Raw genomic sequence first — 13580 nt, 5'->3', positions numbered from 1 at the left:
CAGATGCGGCGGACGAGGTGGAGGGCGGCGATACCGGAAGCGAAGATGCGCTGGAGGAGTTCGACGAGCAACGCCTTGCGGCGTGAGCGGGGAGCGGGCGGCAATGTGCCGCCCGCTCTTGTCCGCACCGCCAGCGCCACAAAGCCCCGCCCGGCAGCGCCGGGCGGGGCTTGAGCGCATGGTCAGTTGGGTTGCGGTTCGGCACGAATCCGAGCGGATGATGCCCATGCCGGACTCCGCCCGCGAACAGGCGGGCGGATCGGGGCGGGGCGGGATGCTGGCCTGGCCGAACCCGTCGCCACCTCCCTGCGGTCTGCGTCAGCGGCCCCGTCAACGTCAGTCGCCGAAGCCCGGTGCGACGGGGCATTCTCATTCCCTGCCCTCTCGGCAGGATGCCGCAGCTCCAACCGGCAAGCCCATCATCCAGTTCCGCCAGCGGATGCGTCAGCCGGACATTGAACGCGCCGACCGATCCTTGCCACAACTCCTTGCGCGCGAAGGCCAGAATCCGCGCTCACCCACGGCCTCGTCAATGGCTTTGGTTGGCAGCGGACGGCTGCGCCTCTTGCCCCTTGCTGCAACGGGGCAGCCCGAACTTTCTTCCCCTGGGCTGCGCCCATTCCTCGCGGGACAAGAAAGCCCGGTCTGCCCCGTCCTCCACTACGTTGCGGCCCTCCGGGTGCAGCGGTTCAAGCCCCTGCCTCAAACCAGCCATCGAGGCCGCGAATGAGCGCGGGGTTCGACCAACCCAAGGAGAAGCATCATGGCAAACATCGGCACCTTCAAGAAGTCCGGCGACACCAACTACACCGGCGAGATTGTCACGATGAGCTTGCAGAAGAAGAACGTCACCATCGTCGCCGAGGAACCGAGCGAGAACGAAAACGCCCCCTCGCACCGGGTGTTCGTGGCCAAGGCCGAGATCGGCGCCTGCTGGCAGAAGACCTCCAAGGAAGGCCGCGACTATCTCTCGATCAAGCTCGACGATCCCAGCTTCACCGCCCCGATCTTCGCCAGCCTGTTCGCCGACGAAGACGGCAAGACCTTCAATCTGATCTGGTCGCGCGCCCGCACCTCGAACGGCAACTGACCGCTGCACCCAAGCCCCGTCCGGCGCTGCCGGGCGGGGCTTTGGCGTGCTTATTCGATTCATGCGGTCAAGCATTCGGGCCTGGCGCCAAGAGTTGTGCATGTCCTGCTGCGAACTGTTCTGATAGGAGGCTCGGATGCGGCATCACTACGTTCCGCAATTCCTTCTCCGCCGCTGGACAGACGCAGCCGGGAAGCTGCGCACCTACACGATGCGCGGTGGTCGCCTGATGCAAAAGGACATGGGGCCGAAATACACAGGCTACGAGAACGGGCTTTATGCGCTAGTCGCCGGGGTGTTGGGGTTTCCCGAAGATCATCTGGAGAAGCGGCTGTTCGGCCCGATTGACAATGATGCTGCCGTGGCCTTGGACAAGATTGAGCGGCGCGCAGTTCTGACCGAAGATGACCATATCGCTTGGACGTTCTTCCTTTGCTCTTTGCGAGTGCGCCAACCCGATGTTCTCGAATTCTTGCGAACCGAGGGCAAGCAGCATCACGCAGAGATACTGGCGCGCCTGGACAACGAGACATTGCCGGCCGGTATTCCGAACACCGAGCAGTGGTTCAACCGTCACTTCCCAGGCGGCATTGATGCGGCGACTCTTACCTCGTGGCTGCCACGCATGATTCTGCACGACGACGTCGCCGATCGGTTCGGCGGCTTGCATTGGTGGTGCCGCGAGTTCGAGGCCGACGCGCCGAGGTTGTTGCTGTCGGATTTGCCCATTCATTGGGAAGGCGGGTTCAATCAGCCGGGCTTCTTCATCCAGTTGCCGATTGGCCCGGATCGCATCTTTTTCGGAACCGCCTCGGCTGAGACCGAGCAGATCCTTGGAACGATGCCTGCTGATCAATTGATCCCGAGCGTCAACCGCTCGACGTTGGCATCTTCTTCGCAGCGGTTCTGGGCGACGACAGATGGCGGCCTCGACGCGTTCGTCGAAGCCAACCGGGATGTGATCGGCAAGAATGTCGCGCCCTTTCGCTCCTTCGCACCCTGGAACCGAAAGCTGCCGGAAGGTGACGCGCACGAGAGCGGCGCCATTTCTGAGCGCGGATGACTTTTCGCCCGCCATCCCCCTGCCAACAGATATGCACGCTGGACGCCAGTTCCAGCGTCTGCACCGGCTGCGGTCGCACAATCGGCGAGATCGCCGAATGGGGACGCGCGACCGCCAGCCGTCAGCAGGAAATCGTCCGGCGATCTTCGGCCCGCATGGGAAGCCGCGCTTCCCATCCAGCCTGAAACCTCAAACCCCCAAGCGCACCCGAAGCCCCTTATTGTCCGAAACAAAAGCCCGCTTTGGGTGCGCTTGTCTTAGGGGGTTTGTCTGATTTGTCTTTAATGCAGGATATGCCTAGCGGCGCGTGTTGTCATACATTGCCCGTGTTTCTCACAGGCATGTTTGATGGCGACAAATCATCTTCCGAACACGGCGATGCTCAGCATCCGGCTCGACGCCGATGCGCTCGCGGCGTTCGACAGGGTGGCGGTGGGGCGTGGCGGACGCAGCGCGCTGGTCCGGCAGATGATCGAACAGACGCTGCGCGAGAGCGATCATTGCCCCCTCATCGACCGTCCCGAGGGCGCGGCGCGCAATCGGGTTTCGGTGCGCTTTACCGATGTCGAGATCGCCGTGATCGAGGTCCGGGCGGCGCAACGTTCGACCGATCGCGCAGGCTGGATCAAGGCATTGGTGCGCCGTCACCTGGCCCTGAAATCGCGGGTCGATGACGGGCTGCTCGCCGAACTCGCACCGATCAGGATGCAGTTGCTGCGCATCGGCCGCAATCTCAACCAGGCGATGAAAGCGGCGAACACGGCCATGCTCGAAACCGGCGACAAGAGAATCGCACCCGAGCTGCGCCGGATCGCCGACATGCGGATGGAAGTGTCCGAACAGGTGACAGCCGTTGGCGATGCCATGCGCGGCGATGTCAGCTACTGGACGGTAGCCGATTGATGGGTCTGGAATCCGCCCTGTGGGAAGCGACGCGCCCTGCCTTCCGGGTGCGCTACATCCATGATCCCAATGGCCCGCAGCATATCCCGCTCTATGCCAGCTACGGTGTTGCGACTGGCCCGACCGCACGGGCCAAGCTGGCGCGGATCGTCCGCAAAGCGCCCGAGGTTGTGGTCAAGGTCACGGGGCGTCAGCGGGGCGGCACCCATGTAAAAGCCCATCTCGACTATATCGGGCGCAAGGGTGCCTTGGGCATCGAAACCCGTGATGGCGAAATCCTGACCAGCAAGGACGACATCGCCGAACGCGCGGCGGAGTGGAGTGACACGCTCCGATGGCGGTCGCGGCCCACGGTATCATCGGTGTCGCTGATCTTCTCGATGCCCGAAGGCACCGACCCCGACAAAGTTTTGGGAGCCGTCCGCGCGCTCGCCCATGCCGAGCTGAGCGACAACCACGATTATGTCTTAGCCCTCCACACCGACACGCCGCGCCCGCATGTGCATCTGACGGTGCAGGCCGAGGGGCTTGATCGCACCCGGTTCAATCCCCGTCCGGTTCAGCTCAATCGTTTCCGCGAACGCTTTGCCCGTGAACTGCGCGCGCTTGGCGTTGCCGCCGAAGCCACGCCGAGACGTGCGCGTGGTAAGGGTATCGCCGGATCGAGCATGGCCCTGGTCAAGCTGCGGGCGCGGCTACGGGCGGAGGGGAGTCGCCGGATCACGAACGCAGACCGCCGCACCAATGAACAGGCCATCGCGGTTGCGCGGGGTCAGGATCAATTGCCGCCGTTCATCGCCGCAGGCACGTTCCGGTGGCAAGAGATACGCCGCGCCTATGAGCAAACCGCCACTGAGCTGGACGCCACCGGACAAGCCGACGACCGGGAGCTTGCAAGCGATGTTCGTAAATTCCTCGACAAGCATCAGGACATGAATGCCACCCCCGAAGTTTTTGCGGCATACCATGCGCGGAGGATGGTGCCCGATCAAAGCAAGGCGCCGTTGCCTTCAACCAATCGACCGCCCAAGGATCAAGGACGAGGGCGCTAATTGATTGCTACCGCACACATGTCGTTGACAGCGAAGCGCGAAATTTGCTCTATAGAGGCATGGGGACCGCGATCACCCCATGAGGCGACATGCTGAAGTATCGCGTCCTACTCGATTCGAGGACGCCGCATGTCTGCTCTAAATACAATTCCTATTGAAAAACTTGTCCGGCTGATTGGCACTGCCAATGGGCCAGCCATTCTCGATGTTCGCACCAATGAAGATTTTGCTGCCGACCCGCGTTTGATTCCCGGTGCTGTCCGCAAGGCAGTGGATGATATTGCCGATTGGGCACCTTCCTTTGCCGGGCAGAATGTTATCGCTGTTTGCCGTGCGGGCCACAGCCTCAGCCAAGGGGCCGCTTCATGGCTGCGTCAGGCAGGGTCCGATGCCGACGCCCTCGACGGCGGAATGGCTGCCTGGGCGAAGGCTGGACACCCGCTGGTGCCGGAATCCGCGTTGCCGCCCCGCGATGCGCGAGGTCGGACGGTCTGGGTAACACGCGCACGGCCCAAGGTCGATCGTATCGCCTGCCCTTGGTTGATTCGGCGTTTTGTCGATCCCAGCGCGGTGTTTCTGTTCGTCGCCCCCAATGAGGTCGCAGGCGTGGCAGAACGCTTTGGTGCGACGCCGTTCGATGTTGAGGGCGACGGCATAGTCTGGAGCCATGATGGAGAACGCTGCACATTCGACGTGATGGTTGAAGGGTTCGGTCTCGCGGGACTGCTGCCGCTGACGCATCTCGCGCTGATCGTGCGTGGGGCGGATACCGCGAGGCCCGACATTGTGCCCGAGGCCGCAGGCCTCGTTGCCCTGTCGCTTGGCTTGTCCCGGATGTTCGCCGATGACCTCGAACAGCTCGATGCCGGAATGCTGATCTATGACGCGCTTTATCGCTGGTGCCGCGATGCGACCGGCGAAACGCATGACTGGGTATCTCACCAACCCAAGGGTTCGCGCGCCAAGGCGGTGACGCCATGAGCGCCGCGCCAGTAGTGGACATGCCGCGCGTTGCCAGCATTCCAGCTCCTGTTTCCTTGGGCGAAGCATTCTGGGTCTGGCTAAGAATCGCGGCGCTGTCGTTCGGCGGCCCCGCCGGACAAATCGCGGTGATGCACCGCATCCTTGTCGATGAGAAGCGGTGGATCGGCGAGCATCGCTTCCTCCATGCGCTCAACTACTGCATGTTGCTGCCTGGCCCCGAAGCCCAGCAGCTCGCCACTTATATCGGATGGCTCATGCACAAGACGCGCGGTGGCCTCGTTGCTGGCGGATTGTTTGTTCTGCCCGGTGCCATCGCGATCATGGCGTTGAGCTGGATCTATGCGCTCTATGGCCACGTTGGCATAATCTCCGGTCTGTTCTTCGGCCTCAAGTGCGCTGTGCTTGCGGTAGTGCTTCAGGCGGTCATCCGGATTGGCAGCCGCTCACTCAAGAACACGGTAATGCGGAGCCTGGCCGCGGCCGCATTCGTGCTGATCTTCTTCTTCAACGTGCCATTTCCGCTGATCGTGCTGGCTGCCGGCGTGATCGGCTTCTTTGGCGGACGCGCTGGCGTCGCCGCGTTCCAGGTAGGTGGCGGACACGGTGCGGCGAGCGGGAAAATCGTTGCCGACGCCGACACGCTCTTGGGCGAAGTGCTCCCTGCCCATGCCAACCCGACCATCGGGCAATCGCTGCGCCAGGCGCTGGTATGGCTCGTCCTCTGGCTTGCCCCGGTCGCAGCCCTGTTCGTGCTGATGGGCGAGGGCAGCGTGTTCACGCAGATCGCCACCTTCTTCTCCAAGATGGCGGTGGTGACCTTCGGCGGCGCCTATGCCGTGCTGGCCTATGTCGCCCAGCAGGCGGTCGAGCATTATCACTGGCTGTCCGCGCGCGAGATGCTCGACGGACTCGGCATGGCGGAGACCACGCCGGGACCGCTTATCATGGTGCTGCAATTTGTTGGCTTCATGGGGGCCTTTCGCAATCCCGGGATGCTCTCGCCGCTTCTCGCCGGCACACTGGGTGGGCTGCTCGCTACCTGGGTCACGTTCATCCCCTGCTTCCTGTGGATTTTCCTTGGCGCGCCGTTCATTGAACGGATGCGCGGCAACAAGGCGCTATCGGGTGCGCTATCGGCGATCACCGCCGCCGTGGTCGGCGTGGTGCTCAATCTCGCCATCTGGTTTGCAATCCACACGATCTTCCGCGTGGTGCAGCCGTTCAGCGCAGGCCCGATCCATTTCGACCTGCCGCAACTAGCCAGCGTCGATCTTTGGGCGCTGGCAATATCGGCGGTCGCAATAGTAGCCATGTTCCGCATGAAGGTGGGCATTTTTACCACGCTGGGCGGCGCTTCTGCTGCTGGCATTGCCCTCCACTTTGCCGGAGTGCTGGCATGACCAAATCCACTCCATCCAACCAACCAAAGGAATCTGCCGTGACCCAGCGCACAATCGACCGCCGTGACCTGCTGGGCGCCAGCGCCTTGCTGACTGCGGGCGCAGCAATGCTCGGATCGACCGGAGCCGCCGCGCAGGCCGCCATCGCAACAGGCCCGGCACCGGCAAACGGTCCGGCCTTCGCCCCGCAGCCGCTACCCCTGCCGTTCGATCCTAAGGCGATTGCCGGCCTGTCGGAGAAGCTGCTCGTGAGCCACCACGACAACAATTACGTTGGCGCAGTGAAGCGGCTTGCAACGATTGAAAACCAGCTCGCCGCACTCGACCCGGCCACGGCACCGAACTTCACCCTGAACGGCCTCAAGCGCGAAGAGCTGATCGCCTGGAATTCGATGATTCTGCACGAGGTCTATTTCGCCGGCCTTGGCGCACCGACCCGGCCCGGCGGCGCATTGGCTTCGGCGATCGAGCATAGCTTCGGCAGCGAGGCCCGCTGGCGCAGTGAGTTCGTCGGAATGGGCAAGGCGCTTGGCGGCGGTTCGGGCTGGGTGGTTCTCAACTACAGCAGCCGCGATAGGCGTCTCGTCAATCAATGGGCGGCCGATCACACCATGACTCTGGCAGGCGCGACGCCGATCCTCGTGCTGGATATGTATGAACATGCCTATGCCATCGACTATGGCGCAAAGGCCGCTGCCTATGTGGATGCCTACATGGGATCTGTGAACTGGACTTCGGCGGACACCAGATTTGCGAAAGCCTCGGCACCCTGACGCTGTTCTTGCTGCCTATCGGGATCGCCCGTCCCGCTGCAACACCTGTTCCTGCGTGATTTCGCGCACTCTTTGTGCTTGCTGGTTCCGCACCTGGATCACGGCGATCCTGTCACCCCTGGCGATGCGGATGGCGACTTCCTGCCTTCTCGCCTCGACCTCCTTTGACGCCTTGACCGGATCGTCGGGATATTTCGCACGGGCAATCGAGATGGTTTGGGCCACCAGACTTTGCGCGCGGCGCAGGTCCGGATCACGCGCGTTTTCGGCGTGGGACTGGCTCAGAAACCGCTCGGAGAGGGTCTTGAACGTGCTCAGCGATTCCCCGGTCGGCAGTGTTCTTGTTCCAGCCTTCGGCCCCTCGCGGCGCTTCTCGCGTTCGGCGAGCCTTGTCCGTAGGCGCTCAGCTTCGGCCTCGACTACCTTGGACGGGCTGTAATTCTCGACCGCCAGCCCTTGCGCTGCGGCGGCGAGATAGGCCGCCTTTTTGAACTTGTCGCCGCCGCTAACCGTGATCGACGTCCAGCCGTTCGCCTTGGCGATCCGTATGATGTCGGGAAGGGCGTCGATATTGCTGGTCTTGAGACGGTCGCCCGCGATCCGCACGATCGGCGTCTTGTCATCCGAGGTGCGGTAGAGCTTGTTGCCGACGCGCAGAAATTTGCCCGTGAGATCGTCGGTGACGGTCGGCGGTTCGGATTTGCGCCTGGGCTTTTCCGGGGCAGCCTTCGCCGTGACCGGCTTGGGCCTTTCAGTCCGACTGCGCCCCGAAGGCGCGCTTCCTTCCTGTTCATCAGCCATGCTCGTCGCCTTCCTCTATGATGATGCTTGCGTGGCCGTTGCGATCCAACGTCAGCAGATCGGCAAAGAAGCTCGGATAGTCTTCGGTGCGGATGTCGTCCTGCGTCAGCGGATGGGCGGGGTTTCCCACCGCCTCATCGTCGGTCATGTCGCGGAACGGTGAAGGTGCAATATTCCGGCGTTTTTGCTTTTCGAGGGGCGGAACCACGATCGGCGGGAAAGCCCGTTTCTTGAAAAAGCGGCTTTTGAAGTAGAATATCTTGCTACCGATGATCGGCGGAATCCCACCGCGCAGCAGGATCAGCCTGTCCGTTGGAAACTGCATCAGCTCCTGCGGCAGCAACAATGCGCGGCGCTGTTCGGAAATGGACTTCGAGCGGTTGGCGAGCAGGCCGTTGATCGTGAGCGATCGAGTGACACTCTCCTGCCCGACATAGCCGATGCGATCCGACAGCTCGTTCGCGACCCGCAGTTCCTTGGGGGTGAAGGCCACTTCGACCCCGCAGTTGGCGACGATTTCGTCGGCGACATGCTCGCCGTAAACACCGCGCAATTGCGAGCGCGACTGGATCACCGGGAGCAGGCGGATACCGTAGCCCGCGACATAGGCAAAGGCGCTGGCAATGACCGAGGCGCGGCCAAGCCGGGCAAACTCATCGAGGATGACCAGCACGGGAACCGGCTTGGTGTCATCGGGCAATTCCCGGACATTCAGGTCAATGAGCTGCTGGAACAGCAGATTATAGAGCGGGGCGATGCGGTCGAGTTCGTCGGGCGATACGCCGAGGTAGATCGAGATATGACGCTTACGCAGGTCGCGCAGGTCGAAATCGCTCGCCGAGGTTGCCGCATCGACCAGCGGATTGAGCCACAGGCCGAGGACATTGGTGATGGTCTTCTTGATGTCGGCGAAGCTGTTATCCGAACCACCGGCGAAATCGGCGAGCGCCGTCCGGCATCCCACCGACAGGCAGAGGCTGGGGTTCGCCAACTCCTTTTTGAAGAAGCTCCGCGCGTCGCCTTCGGTTAGGTAACGGTAGATCGCGCCCATCGTCAGCGGTTCGTCGCTGGTTTCCGCGAGCCAGGCCCCGACACCGGCGAAGCCGGTGCGCGCGCCGTTCGCCCAAAAGGCTTCGCCGCGTTCGGGTACGACGAACAGCATGGTCGCGATCTTTTGCAGCTCGATGATTACGTCGTCGGGGTCGCCGCGGTCGATATAGGCGAGCGGGTTGTATCGCGCGGTGCGCGCCTGCCGGTCGGTCGGGTTGAACAGGAAAACCTGCTGCCCGTAGTGCGCGCGGAATCCCGCGCTCGCATCGAAATTTTCGCGCTTGACGTCGAGGACGACGACCGAGCCTTGCCATGTCAGCAGATTGGGAATGACGACGCCGGTGCCTTTGCCCGAACGGGTCGGCGCTTCGACCAGGACATGCTCGCTGCCGCCGAAGGTCAGGAAACGCCCGCCCTTGCGCCCGACGACGATGCCAGCGGCCGAGCGGAAGCCGTGCCGCTTGAGTTCGCGTTCGCTGGCAAACCGTGCAGCCCCGTGGAGCGGCGCGCCGCGCGCCCATAGCGCATAGACCAGTCCGGCGAGCAGGGTGAGTCCACCCGCCAATCCGCCCGCCATCGCCTTCGCGACGCGCGGGTCGCCGCGATAATACCAGACGAATTGCGGCATTTTGAGCGGGTCATAAGCTGCCACCGGAAGCCCCAGGATCACCCATCCGATCATGCTGGCGATGGCGAGCGCGATCAGCAGCCCGAGCGGCACGCCGATCAGCAGCCGTGCCGCCCCGCCGTCAGGTGAGGTGCCTGCTCTCTGGATCATAATAGATCTCCGTCACGCGAAACTCGCCGCCCACTTTCTTGGTCTGGACGACGACATCGACGAGCATCTTGAGCAGCGCGCGAATGTCGCCGCGCGCCAGATCGGAGCCGCCTTCGCTTTCCTTGACCAGTAGAGTCAGTTGCTCGAACGCCAGCTCCGCCGAGTCCGCATGAATGGTGGTGATCGAGCCCGGATGCCCCGAGTTGACGTTGCGCAGGTAAAAGAAGGCCGTCCCGTCGCGCAGTTCCTGGAGCAAGATGCGGTCGGGCCGCATCCTGAGCGCGCTTTCGAGCAAGTGTTTTGCGGTGACGTTGGCGGTGCCCTGGCCGTCCTTGGCGTAAAGCATGTGGACGACATTCTTATGCGGGACGATCAGCTCGCGCGTGTCCTCGATCGTCAACAGCCGTTCTTCGGGCGGGATGAGTTGGATCAGTCCCTTGGACAGCGTGGTCTTGCCCGAGCCGGTCGCCCCCGAGATCAGGATGTTGAGCCGGGCCTTCACCGCGCGGTCGAAGAATTCCACGTGGCGGCCGGCCTTGAGCAGCGCGAGCAAGTCCAGTTCCTGGGCCGACACCTGCTTTTCGGCGATCCGCGTTTCCTTGAACAGCCCCGTCGCCTCGAAATCGGCCAGCGTCATCGTGACGGTCGAGGGTTTGCGCACGGTGATCGACACCGTTTCATCGGGGACAACCGGCGGCACGATGATTTGCACCCGCTCGCCGGTCGGGAAAATGGTCGAGACGATCGGGTTTTCGCGGGTGATGTCCTGGCTGGTGAATGCCGCAGCGGCGGTCGCAAGCGCCGTCAGGTTCCTGAAATCGAGGCTGGGCTCGCTTTCCCATGTCCAGCCGCCGCGCCGTTCGATTCCGACCTCGCCGGGGCGGTTGATGACCAGTTCGGTGACGCACTCGTCGTCGAGATATTTGCGCAACGGGGCCGTCACGCTGTCGAGCACAGCGGTATTTTTTCCCGGTGCCGCCATTATTTGAGGCTGAGGCCGTAAACGGTCGAGAAATCGAAATCCTGGGCCACGGTGATTCCGACATCCTCTCCCTGGTTTTTGCGCAGCACCGGCTTGATCTGACCGTTCTGTTGCAGGATCGTCGAAGCCGCGTCGGAGGGGACGCGGGTGGTATTGGAGGCGCTGTTGCCGACCGCTTCCGCGCCCACGGTGGCTGCGTCTTCGACCAGGCTGAACAGCAGGGCCGTGCCGAAGCGCTGCCAGAAGAAGTTGTTGACGCGCCCGTCCATGCCGCCGCGACCCAGCGCGTCGGTTGCCGGCGAAGCGACATCTATCGCGATCCCGCGCGGGGTGACGGCGCGCGTCCACAGCACGAACAGCCGGTATTGCCCGCGATCGAGGCCGCCCTGATATTCGCCGAGGATCTTCGTGCCTTTTTCCATCAGCACGACCCGGCCATTGTCGGAATAGACGTTGCGGGGGACGATGCAGCTCACATAGCCGGGCTGGCTTGAGTCCATCGCGGATTGCAGCACGCAGGGAATGAAGCTGCCTGCCGTGATCAGGAAATTGCGGTCGGGAAGCGTTCGGGCTTGCGCCTGTCCGATTGCCGATGCCTGGCGCAAATTGTCGAGATTGGTGGCGGGAGCCGAGGGCTGGCGACCGGCAATCGGCGCGCCGCCGTAGTCACCCGTGCGGACGCCCGCGCCGCCGCTGTCGCGTTCGCCGCCGTAGGCAATCAGCGAAGACCGCCTTGCGGCTTCGCGTAGAACTTCGGCTTGCGACGGCTGGCGGGCCTGCTGCGCGCCCGGTGGAGGTGCCGGTTGGGTGCCAATCGCCGGAACGACCGGTTCGCCTACGGCGATCGGCGCGTTTGGATCGGTCGCCGCACCCGCCAGCGTAGGAGCAATGACCGTTGCCGGATCGTATTGCGCGGGTTCGAGCGCAGGCCGGGGTTTGACCGGGGGAAGGGTGGAGTTCCCGGTCAATCCTGTTCCCAGCGCCAGCACAGTGAACATAATGGCGCCAGCAGCAGCGGCAAACCCGATCATCTTTTTCGGGTCCATTGCCGTGCCGGGCATCGACGGCATCTTGCTGGCGCGCTCGGTCGCCGGGGCGCGGTCGATGTCTTCGGGGTCCGGCGTTTGATCGACCGTCGCGCGTTCGCCCATAGGAATGTCGGCCATCACTTTCTCTCCTGCGTCCGTTCGACGATGCTCGATGCCGTGCCGGTCTTCGGGTCGCGCCCGTAGAAGTCCGGGGCTTCGTTGAACACGCACAGCACTTGCCCACCGCGCCGGAGGCGAAGCTGGGCGAACACGCCGTGAATCACGACAAATTCGTCGCGGACATCGAAAGGAACGATGCTCTCGCTGCCATCGGGATTGACCGCAAAAAAGGCCGGAAGTTCGCGCTGGTTGGGAAAGCGTAGCGCGGTGAACTGGCCATTGTCGGTGATTTCGGAGGGCTGGATCGCCGACGAACCCTGCACGCTGTATTGGAGGTTCCGCTTGCCTTCGAGAACGGCGAGGTCGAGCGCCGAGCGGATCGCGCCTGCTTGCAGCGCGACGGCGCGGGAGTAAGCGGCCTGCGTCGCCGCAGCCTGTGCCGCCGCCGCCTCTTCGCGCGGATAGCGGAACACCACCTTGAAGAAGGTATCGGCGGAGCGCGCGCCGATGCCCCCGCGCCGCGCCGACAGCTCGAACGTGTAGGTGCGATTGCCCGTGCTGGAGCGGGTGATGACGATCAGGTTGGTCGATCCGGCCAACTCGCGCGGTTTGATGAACAGCGAGTTTTCTGCCGGGGCCACTTCCCACGATACCGTATCGCCAAGTGCGACATGCTCGACGCGCTCGCCCGGGGAGAACACGATCTGCGTTGCGGAGCGGAACACGCCGACAATGCGGAAAACCTGGGTGTCGCTGTAGATCACTTCGCGGATGCGATTGTCCTGCGCGGTCGGGCGCGGGGTTTCACTTGGGCTTGCCGGGGTGCTGGCCAGCAGCATCGCGATTGCCGTCAGGCAGCTCGTTCGTTTCATTGCGTCACCTCCAGGTCGGCGCGGTAGGTCTGCACCTCCAGTCCCAGTGGGTTCTTGAACCGTTGCTGTTCGGTGGTGGGGGTATCGGTGGTGTCGTAAGTCACGGTCGCAATGGCGGGGGTGTCGGTGACAGTCGCCCCGCGCTGAAGCGTCTTGGTGAAGCGTATCTGTGCGACCTTCGCGGAAACGAAGGTGACGGACTTGACCGCGACGAATACCGTGTCGAGATCGGTGAAGGTCGATTGCGGCGACTTGGGATTGTCTTTGCTGTAAAAGGCGGTCCAGCGCGCTTGTTCATCGCGCGACGACATCGCCAGCACGCCCTCGAAGAACTCCTGGCGTGCCTGCGGAATCCAGCCCTCGCGGTTGCGGACGTAATCGGCGAGGAAATATTTGGCGACGGCCTCGTTATAGGTGATTTGCCGGTCGACCGACATCGGCGATGTTATTTCACTCGCGCCGGTCGCCTTATCGACGGTGATGACATAGGGCGCGACGGTCTTGAGCGGCGTCAGCATCGCTATCGCTGCAACCCCGGCAATCGCAAGGCCGCTCGCAATCCCTGCGACTGTCCAGGCCAGCCGCTTGGAGCGGTTGGCTGCGATGAATCGGTCGTGATCCCAGCTCGCGGCTTCCGCAAAATAGGCTTTGAGATCGTCTCTGTCGGAAACGCCGCCGGCCATG

General features: G+C 63.2%; 14 protein-coding genes. 8 read left to right on the top strand and 6 right to left on the bottom strand.

The window, feature by feature from the left end; all coding sequences use genetic code 11:
- The first annotated feature begins 763 nt into the window (after positions 1-763).
- From DXH95_RS10665 to DXH95_RS10630, 8 genes are all read left to right on the top strand, one after another.
- Positions 764-1090: a DUF736 domain-containing protein gene (locus tag DXH95_RS10665; RefSeq protein WP_115549293.1), complete on the top strand. Its 327-nt coding sequence runs from the start codon at positions 764-766 to the stop codon at positions 1088-1090.
- 136 nt (positions 1091-1226) lie between these two features.
- A complete protein-coding gene (locus DXH95_RS10660; RefSeq protein ID WP_115549292.1) occupies positions 1227-2153 on the top strand; it encodes a DUF4238 domain-containing protein in 927 nt (308 codons plus the stop codon).
- The gene (locus tag DXH95_RS16370) at positions 2150-2338 is read left to right on the top strand and encodes a DUF1289 domain-containing protein (protein WP_115549291.1); all 189 of its coding nucleotides are present in this window, start codon (positions 2150-2152) and stop codon (positions 2336-2338) included. The genes DXH95_RS10660 and DXH95_RS16370 overlap by 4 nt, the downstream gene beginning before the upstream one ends.
- Positions 2339-2501: 163 nt before the next feature.
- Entirely contained in the window at positions 2502-3056 is a 555-nt protein-coding gene (locus DXH95_RS10650; protein ID WP_239016608.1) for a hypothetical protein, read from the top strand.
- Positions 3056-4108 carry a relaxase/mobilization nuclease domain-containing protein gene (locus tag DXH95_RS10645; RefSeq protein ID WP_115549290.1) on the top strand — a complete coding sequence of 351 codons (1053 nt, stop codon included), beginning with the start codon at positions 3056-3058 and terminating at the stop codon, positions 4106-4108. Before DXH95_RS10650 ends, DXH95_RS10645 begins: the two co-directional genes overlap by 1 nt.
- 129 nt (positions 4109-4237) lie before the next feature.
- Entirely contained in the window at positions 4238-5089 is an 852-nt protein-coding gene (locus DXH95_RS10640; protein WP_115549289.1) for a chromate resistance protein ChrB domain-containing protein, read from the top strand.
- Entirely contained in the window at positions 5086-6492 is a 1407-nt protein-coding gene (gene chrA, locus DXH95_RS10635; RefSeq protein WP_220272256.1) for a chromate efflux transporter, read from the top strand. The genes DXH95_RS10640 and chrA overlap by 4 nt, the downstream gene beginning before the upstream one ends.
- Complete coding sequence (locus DXH95_RS10630) at positions 6489-7265, top strand: superoxide dismutase (RefSeq protein WP_220272255.1); 777 nt, start codon at positions 6489-6491, stop codon at positions 7263-7265. The genes chrA and DXH95_RS10630 overlap by 4 nt, the downstream gene beginning before the upstream one ends.
- 15 nt (positions 7266-7280) lie before the next feature.
- Here DXH95_RS10630 and DXH95_RS10625 read toward each other — a convergent pair whose 3' ends face one another.
- Genes DXH95_RS10625 through DXH95_RS10600 form a run of 6 tightly spaced genes read right to left on the bottom strand, consistent with a single transcriptional unit; the run spans position 7281 to position 13579 of the window.
- Positions 7281-8066 (bottom strand): LPD7 domain-containing protein, encoded by a 786-nt coding sequence (locus tag DXH95_RS10625; RefSeq protein ID WP_115549288.1) that lies wholly within the window; start codon positions 8064-8066, stop codon positions 7281-7283.
- Positions 8059-9894: a type IV secretory system conjugative DNA transfer family protein gene (locus DXH95_RS10620; protein ID WP_115549287.1), complete on the bottom strand. Its 1836-nt coding sequence runs from the start codon at positions 9892-9894 to the stop codon at positions 8059-8061. Before DXH95_RS10620 ends, DXH95_RS10625 begins: the two co-directional genes overlap by 8 nt.
- Positions 9866-10876 (bottom strand): P-type DNA transfer ATPase VirB11, encoded by a 1011-nt coding sequence (virB11, locus tag DXH95_RS10615; RefSeq protein WP_115549286.1) that lies wholly within the window; start codon positions 10874-10876, stop codon positions 9866-9868. Before virB11 ends, DXH95_RS10620 begins: the two co-directional genes overlap by 29 nt.
- Positions 10876-12042 carry a type IV secretion system protein VirB10 gene (virB10, locus tag DXH95_RS10610; RefSeq protein ID WP_239016607.1) on the bottom strand — a complete coding sequence of 389 codons (1167 nt, stop codon included), beginning with the start codon at positions 12040-12042 and terminating at the stop codon, positions 10876-10878. Before virB10 ends, virB11 begins: the two co-directional genes overlap by 1 nt.
- Positions 12042-12896: a P-type conjugative transfer protein VirB9 gene (gene virB9, locus DXH95_RS10605; protein ID WP_115549285.1), complete on the bottom strand. Its 855-nt coding sequence runs from the start codon at positions 12894-12896 to the stop codon at positions 12042-12044. The genes virB10 and virB9 overlap by 1 nt, the downstream gene beginning before the upstream one ends.
- Positions 12893-13579: a VirB8 family type IV secretion system protein gene (locus DXH95_RS10600; RefSeq protein ID WP_115549284.1), complete on the bottom strand. Its 687-nt coding sequence runs from the start codon at positions 13577-13579 to the stop codon at positions 12893-12895. Before DXH95_RS10600 ends, virB9 begins: the two co-directional genes overlap by 4 nt.
- Position 13580: the final 1 nt, after the last annotated feature.

It is taken from the genome of Sphingorhabdus pulchriflava, assembly GCF_003367235.1.
Taxonomy (GTDB): Bacteria; Pseudomonadota; Alphaproteobacteria; order Sphingomonadales; family Sphingomonadaceae; genus Sphingorhabdus_B; species Sphingorhabdus_B pulchriflava.
This window is presented reverse-complemented; position numbering and strand designations above follow the sequence as displayed.

What these genes read in the sequence shown, in the direction of transcription:
- DXH95_RS10660 (WP_115549292.1), top strand. Translation starts at nt 1,227, where the DNA reads ATGCGGCATCACTACGTTCCGCAATTCCTTCTCCGCCGCTGGACAGAC.
- virB9 (WP_115549285.1), bottom strand. Translation starts at nt 12,896, where the DNA reads ATGAAACGAACGAGCTGCCTGACGGCAATCGCGATGCTGCTGGCCAGC.
- virB10 (WP_239016607.1), bottom strand. Translation starts at nt 12,042, where the DNA reads ATGGCCGACATTCCTATGGGCGAACGCGCGACGGTCGATCAAACGCCG.
- DXH95_RS16370 (WP_115549291.1), top strand. Translation starts at nt 2,150, where the DNA reads ATGACTTTTCGCCCGCCATCCCCCTGCCAACAGATATGCACGCTGGAC.
- DXH95_RS10645 (WP_115549290.1), top strand. Translation starts at nt 3,056, where the DNA reads ATGGGTCTGGAATCCGCCCTGTGGGAAGCGACGCGCCCTGCCTTCCGG.
- DXH95_RS10620 (WP_115549287.1), bottom strand. Translation starts at nt 9,894, where the DNA reads ATGATCCAGAGAGCAGGCACCTCACCTGACGGCGGGGCGGCACGGCTG.
- DXH95_RS10625 (WP_115549288.1), bottom strand. Translation starts at nt 8,066, where the DNA reads ATGGCTGATGAACAGGAAGGAAGCGCGCCTTCGGGGCGCAGTCGGACT.
- DXH95_RS10665 (WP_115549293.1), top strand. Translation starts at nt 764, where the DNA reads ATGGCAAACATCGGCACCTTCAAGAAGTCCGGCGACACCAACTACACC.
- DXH95_RS10650 (WP_239016608.1), top strand. Translation starts at nt 2,502, where the DNA reads ATGGCGACAAATCATCTTCCGAACACGGCGATGCTCAGCATCCGGCTC.
- DXH95_RS10600 (WP_115549284.1), bottom strand. Translation starts at nt 13,579, where the DNA reads ATGGCCGGCGGCGTTTCCGACAGAGACGATCTCAAAGCCTATTTTGCG.
- chrA (WP_220272256.1), top strand. Translation starts at nt 5,086, where the DNA reads ATGAGCGCCGCGCCAGTAGTGGACATGCCGCGCGTTGCCAGCATTCCA.
- DXH95_RS10640 (WP_115549289.1), top strand. Translation starts at nt 4,238, where the DNA reads ATGTCTGCTCTAAATACAATTCCTATTGAAAAACTTGTCCGGCTGATT.
- DXH95_RS10630 (WP_220272255.1), top strand. Translation starts at nt 6,489, where the DNA reads ATGACCAAATCCACTCCATCCAACCAACCAAAGGAATCTGCCGTGACC.
- virB11 (WP_115549286.1), bottom strand. Translation starts at nt 10,876, where the DNA reads ATGGCGGCACCGGGAAAAAATACCGCTGTGCTCGACAGCGTGACGGCC.